At 61.4% G+C, this 5,348-nt stretch carries 7 protein-coding genes; 3 read left to right on the plus strand and 4 right to left on the minus strand.

Translation table 11 applies throughout. The features are described 5' to 3' along the window. Positions 1–239: hypothetical protein (locus CV770_RS42325; protein ID WP_161500088.1), on the plus strand; the 239-nt coding region annotated here is incomplete at its 5' end. A gap of 224 nt (positions 240–463) precedes the next feature. Here CV770_RS42325 and CV770_RS42330 read toward each other — a convergent pair. Beyond that, positions 464–712, minus strand: a complete 249-nt coding sequence (locus CV770_RS42330; RefSeq protein WP_161500089.1) for a hypothetical protein — start codon at positions 710–712, stop codon at positions 464–466. Between the two features lie 897 nt (positions 713–1,609). Continuing rightward, the gene (locus tag CV770_RS40320; RefSeq protein WP_104466252.1) at positions 1,610–1,987 is read right to left on the minus strand and encodes a PRC-barrel domain-containing protein; all 378 of its coding nucleotides are present in this window, start codon (positions 1,985–1,987) and stop codon (positions 1,610–1,612) included. A 285-nt stretch (positions 1,988–2,272) separates the two neighbouring features. Here CV770_RS40320 and CV770_RS40325 point away from each other — a divergent pair, with 285 nt between their 5' ends. Next, positions 2,273–3,253 carry an ABC transporter substrate-binding protein gene (locus CV770_RS40325; protein WP_104466248.1) on the plus strand — a complete coding sequence of 327 codons (981 nt, stop codon included), beginning with the start codon at positions 2,273–2,275 and terminating at the stop codon, positions 3,251–3,253. 164 nt (positions 3,254–3,417) lie between these two features. Here CV770_RS40325 and CV770_RS40330 read toward each other — a convergent pair whose 3' ends face one another. Next, the gene (locus CV770_RS40330) at positions 3,418–4,101 is read right to left on the minus strand and encodes a class I SAM-dependent methyltransferase (protein WP_201760256.1); all 684 of its coding nucleotides are present in this window, start codon (positions 4,099–4,101) and stop codon (positions 3,418–3,420) included. Between the two features lie 26 nt (positions 4,102–4,127). Continuing rightward, positions 4,128–4,586 (minus strand): Rrf2 family transcriptional regulator, encoded by a 459-nt coding sequence (locus tag CV770_RS40335; RefSeq protein WP_104466250.1) that lies wholly within the window; start codon positions 4,584–4,586, stop codon positions 4,128–4,130. Positions 4,587–4,875: 289 nt separating this feature from the next. Between CV770_RS40335 and CV770_RS40340 the strand changes: the two genes are divergently transcribed. After that, the gene (locus CV770_RS40340; RefSeq protein WP_104466251.1) at positions 4,876–5,169 is read left to right on the plus strand and encodes a DUF718 domain-containing protein; all 294 of its coding nucleotides are present in this window, start codon (positions 4,876–4,878) and stop codon (positions 5,167–5,169) included. Positions 5,170–5,348 lie beyond the last annotated feature (179 nt).

Below are 5,348 nucleotides of genomic sequence, written 5' to 3' on the forward strand. Positions count from 1 at the left end.
GGCTGGAGCTGGCGGCGGTGGCGCCGGTGGCGCTGGGGGTGCGGGAGCTGGCGGCGGTGGCGCTGGAGGTGGTGGCGGTGGCGCTGGTGGCGCTGGAGTTGGCGGCGGTGGTGCCGGTGCCGCTGGTGATGCGGGAGCTGCCAACGGTGGTGCCGGTAGCGGTTATGGCGGGGGCCATCATGATGCTGGTGCATCCGGCTTGCCCTATTCCAGCGGACTGGGCACGAACATGCAGCTGATCCAAAGGAGCAAGGCCTGGTCTGGTGGTGGCTGGGTTCGTGACGATATTTTTTATCCGTTCCGCGAACGAGCGCCCCGGGTTCGGTGGGATATGTGGAGGGACGCAGCGCCCGTGTCTGACCTCCACAGGCTTCACAAGGCTCAGCGAACAAGGCTCAAGCCGCACGAAAAGCGGAAGATGCTGTCGGACCAGAGATCTGTGCAATCGTTCGGGACGCGGACCTCATTGGACGCGCGTCGCGGGAAAGGCGATGATGCGACGGCTGCCCGCAGATCGGTAAATCGTTCGCGGGTCGAAGTCCAGGTAGCGCCGCCATCCTTGATCGAGCGTAAGGAAGAGCAAACGACTGGTGCAGCGCCGGTAGATGCCGCTGCGGAAGTAGTTAAGCTTTCCCCGCCACCCGCAATCCAGCGCGAAAGCGAGCAAACGACCGGCGCGGCATTCGTAGATGCCTCGGCGGATGTCGCTCAAGTCACCGCGCCCTCCCTTATTGAGCATGACGGCGCGTCGACAACGAGGTCACTCGACGGGCTTCTAGCGATGATGATGGCACTCCTCGCACTTGGCTTTATCCCATTCCTCTTTCGCCATAAGGATGCCCAACGCGTGTTAGCCTACGCTGCGACGCGTCGCTCCGAAGCACGCCTCGACGATGCTCGTCCCGTCTACTTACTGTGTCCACCGCGGATCGAAGCCGATTCCGATCTTGTATCTAATTTGGAAGCGTCCGTGAAAAACGTTCTCAACACAATAAAGGAGGCGGAATCCGAGATGGCTTCCTCACGACAGCTGCGAAAACCCCCGTAAAGCCCGAGCCCTCCCTGAGTTTGTTGACGCTGATCGCGCCTTTGAGGTTCGGGGACCTACCCGTCGCCTAAACCGGTGCCGAGGTCGGCTTCTGGCCCGTTGCGGCCCACAAGCATCTAGCTTGGGGGCGGGTGCATTTTATGCCATTTTTCACGCGCGCGGTTTGGCCTATCAAGTGGTCGTTCGTCGGTATGATGTGTCTAATTGGGGTCGAGCAAGAGGCGGCGCGAGACCTAGTGCCGAGGTACCACTATCGAGCTTGATGGCTATCGGTGGTTTCGCCTCGACTGAGCCGATAAGCGGTATCTCGACGAACACAACACCGTCGGTGCTGCGGCTGGCAAGGCAGCGCCAATGAATCAGGAACAGGCCAGCGCTTCGCTCGACAATGGGGCAGCGAACGTCATCCAAACTTGAGACCTCGCCGCCAGGTTGGCGACCGGATTGGGGTTCCTAACCTTGCGACGGAATCAAAACCTGGCAGATCTGCTCCGAACCGCTGGGGGCCGGCCGATCAGTTCAGCTGGCACTCACGATCGGTAATCGCTGATCCAGTCGGCGTTATAGGCCACCTCGCCCTTCCCAATAGGTGGGCGTCCCATAATACCGGTGGGTTCGGGTTTCCCAATTTCGATCTTCCCAGGAGTCATCGCTAAACTCAGGCGCGTCCCTCAGCTGTTGCTCCGTGATATTGGTTCGGAAGCCTTCAAGTGACGTGTCGAACGTCAGAGCGCCCCAAGGAATGGGGTAATGGCTGTGACCCAAGCCGACAAATCCGCCGAAGCTCATAACGGCATAAGCCACGCGACCTGACACCTTGTCGATAATTAGGTGATCAATCTCACCGATATTCTTTCCATCTGCTCCATACACCTCGGTTCCTTGAATATCTTCGCTTGAGATGCAGTGATGATCCGGATGGGCTGTTGCGCGGGCCATGACTTTTTTCTCCTTCATGGGTAGGTGGTTTGTCGGCTTAACTCTGCCGCTCCGAGGGTGTTCCTGCGTTTGGCGTAACGGTCGCAGCGCCGATCACCAGCCTAGCGACGCTGACATGGACTTTAAGAGCTCAAACAGAGGGACGACGATGAGGCGCAGATCTGGCGACGACCAGCCGGGTCGCTTCGCGCCGCTTTGCGACGCAATATTGCACTCACCAAGTGCCACCTCTGTCGAGAACTGATATACTGCACCGCGTCGTCCTCAAGTTGTGATGAGGGTCGAATGAAGCGGCGGGAGTTCATAGCGGCCGCTGCGGCGTTACTCGTTTCGTCACGGGGTTTGCGGGCGCAGAGCAGACGCTATCGACTTGGCTTTCTCGCTGTAGGTGACGGAAGCGGGTGGACACTGAATCAAACCGAACTGGCGTTGTTTGACGGGCTGCGAAACCACGGTTGGATAGACGGAAGAAATCTGATTATCGATTATCGTTTTTCCCAACCTCCGGATCGACTGCCCGCTTCAGTTGCCGAGCTGATTGCCCTCAGTCCCGATGTGCTCATCGTCGCGGCACCGCAGGCAACTAAGGCCCTGAAATCGGCAACTGCTACCATTCCCATCGTATTCGTAGCTGTGGCTGACCCTGTGGGACTTGGCCTCGTGCAAAGCCTTGCGCGTCCCGGCGGCAACATAACGGGACTTGCGACTTACGTGCCGGGTGATTTTGTCGCAAAACGAATAGAAATCCTCCGGGAACTGGTGCCTGGTGCCTCGCAGTTTGCAATCCTGGCCAATCCAGGCAACCCGATGCATAGGCTGTTGTTAGCCGACGAGGTACCCAGTACGGCCCGCAACCTAGGTGTGGCTCTGCCGATAGTTCAGGCGACCACGGCCGAGGAGCTTGATGTGGCCTTTGCCTCGGCTGCCGCCCAGCGCGCTGATGCAATCATTATTTTTGGCGATACTCTGACCGTTGTGGAGGCCCCCCGAGTCGTCGCGCTCGCGGCGAAACATCATCTGCCTGCCGTTCATTTCTCCCGACAATTCGCCAATGGGGGATTGATCGTCTACGGGCCCGATTTCGCCGATCTGTTCCGCCGTGCAGGCGGCTACGTCGATAAGATCCTCAAAGGCGCCAAGCCGTCTGATCTGCCGGTAGAGCAGCCGGCCAAATTCGACTTCGTGATCAACATGAAGACTGCCAAAGCACTCGGCCTCAGTGTGCCGACCTCATTACTCCTTCGCGCTGATGAAGTGATCGAATAGAGATGCTGTTTGCTGCGATGCACGAGTCTCTTGTTGGCCCTTTGCCGACTCGCAGAGGCAAACCGGCCATGTCCGGTTTTGAAGGCAGAACGGACACCGCCTGATTTCGACCACGCACCCTGGCGCATCCGGCTCTGGCATGAATCCCCGGCCGTGGTGACACCTCAGGCATAGGCGACCCAGCCGCGGAAGGCGAAGCCGGTGTAGAACAGCGTGGGATCGGTGAAGCCGGCCTCGCGCAAGATCACTTCGTCCTGTGCGGGTGCGAGAATCTCCAGATGGTTGGTGACGGCGTTCCGCGCGGCCGCCGCCTGCTCGGGCTCGACACCGGACGCGGCCAGGAACGCGGAGTACCGCGACAGCCACAGCGGGCGCTCCTCCTCGCCATCGGGCGCGCTCAGATGCGCGACCACGAACGGTGCGCGCGGCTTGAGCCGGCGGCGGACCTCCGAGGCGATGCGGCGCCGCTCGGCGACATCGACGAAGTGCAGGGTCAGCAAGCAGGTGGCACCGTCGAACGGTCCATCCGGCGCATCATCGATATAGCCTTGGTGAAGGCGCGCACGTGGTGCGAGCGATCCCAGGGTTTGCCCGGCCAGCGCCAGCATCGCCGCGGACGGATCGACGCCGTCGAAGCGCCAGCCGGGATGCGCTTGCGCAAACGCTTTGAGCTCCAGGCCGCCACCGGCGCCGAGGACGAGCACCTGCCCATCGCTGGGGACGCTTTCGGAGAGCAGAATCGCCGTCATGGACTGCATGGCGTCATAGCCCGGCACGAAGCGCCGCGGCCCCTCGGTGTATCTCGCCACGAATTGCGGATCGGAAAATGCGGCTTGCATGTCGGTCATGATGTTGTCCCCGTGAATGGAGCCGTTCACGCGCGATGCGCGCTGATGTCGTGGATCTTTCGGGACCCGAGGCGCTTGCGAAGATCCTCGCCCAGCATCGCCAGCGTCACCTCGCCGAGCCGCGTCAGCAGCAGCGCTTCCGCATCGTCAAAGGCCTGATCGAGCGCGGCATTGACGGCCTGCTCGACGAGACAGCCGGGCGCCTCGGTCCGGTTGCCCATCGCCAGAAGCGGGGGATTGCCGAGCGCGGCATAGACGTCGCGCAGCGTCACCTTCGACAGGTCGCAGGCGATCGTCCAGCCGCCGCCGTGCCCTTTCTCGGAACGCACGTAACCGATCTCCCGCAGGCCCGCCATGATGCGGCGGATCACCACCGGGTTGGTGTCCATGGCCTTGGCCAGCGTCTCGGACGTGAACGGCCCAGGCTGCTGCGCCATGTGCAGAAGGACGTGGAGCACGCCGGAGAGTCGGGAATCTCGTTTCATGTAACTTTATATGTTACATGATGACGGCGAGGTCAAGTGGTGTGGTCCGATGGGTCAAATTCTGCGCAATCCGGCTAAGCCATTGATCCCACGAGTGCCGCCTACTGTGCATGGGGTTGTTTTCGGCTTTTTTGTTTGGGCGGCCCAAAGGACCGAGATCGCCATTCTGATTTGTCACGGTGACGCCGCCGAGCGCGGGGACAACAATCGGCCAGGGCGACCGTAACGACTTTTCGTCCTCACCTCGCGCGGCGTCCGTTTTCATCAGTCCATTTTTCGGAGGCGCATCATGCAGGTTTACAATGTGGTCAGGTTCAAGGTGAAGCAGGGCGAGGAAGCCGCCTTCCTCGACGCGCACCGGAGTGGCAAGGCCAAATGGCCGGGGCTGGAGCACGGCGTGATCATCAAGACCGGCGAGCAGACCTTCTGCCTCATCGGCACATGGGCCAGTCAGGAGGCGCTGGTCGCAGCACGATCGGCGATGATCAAGACCCTCGACAGCTTCAGGTCCGTGCTCGAGGACCAAGGCAATGGACGCGGCGTGACGGACGCGGTGTCGGGGGCGGTGGTGCTCGATCTCTAGCAGCGAGCGGTGCCCGCTACTTCATCACCCGCAACCCCTTGGTCGTGAACCGCTGGGTCTTCTCGCCCGGCCGCACCGGTCGCCGCGTGCCGGCGGCCTTGCCGGTGCCGGGGGGCTGGTGGGCGGGGACGAGCTGGTGGGGCTGCGAGCCGATCAGATCGCGGCGGCCCATCTCGATC

It is taken from the genome of Bradyrhizobium sp. AC87j1 (genome assembly GCF_002936975.1).
Classification (GTDB): domain Bacteria; phylum Pseudomonadota; class Alphaproteobacteria; order Rhizobiales; family Xanthobacteraceae; genus Bradyrhizobium; species Bradyrhizobium shewense.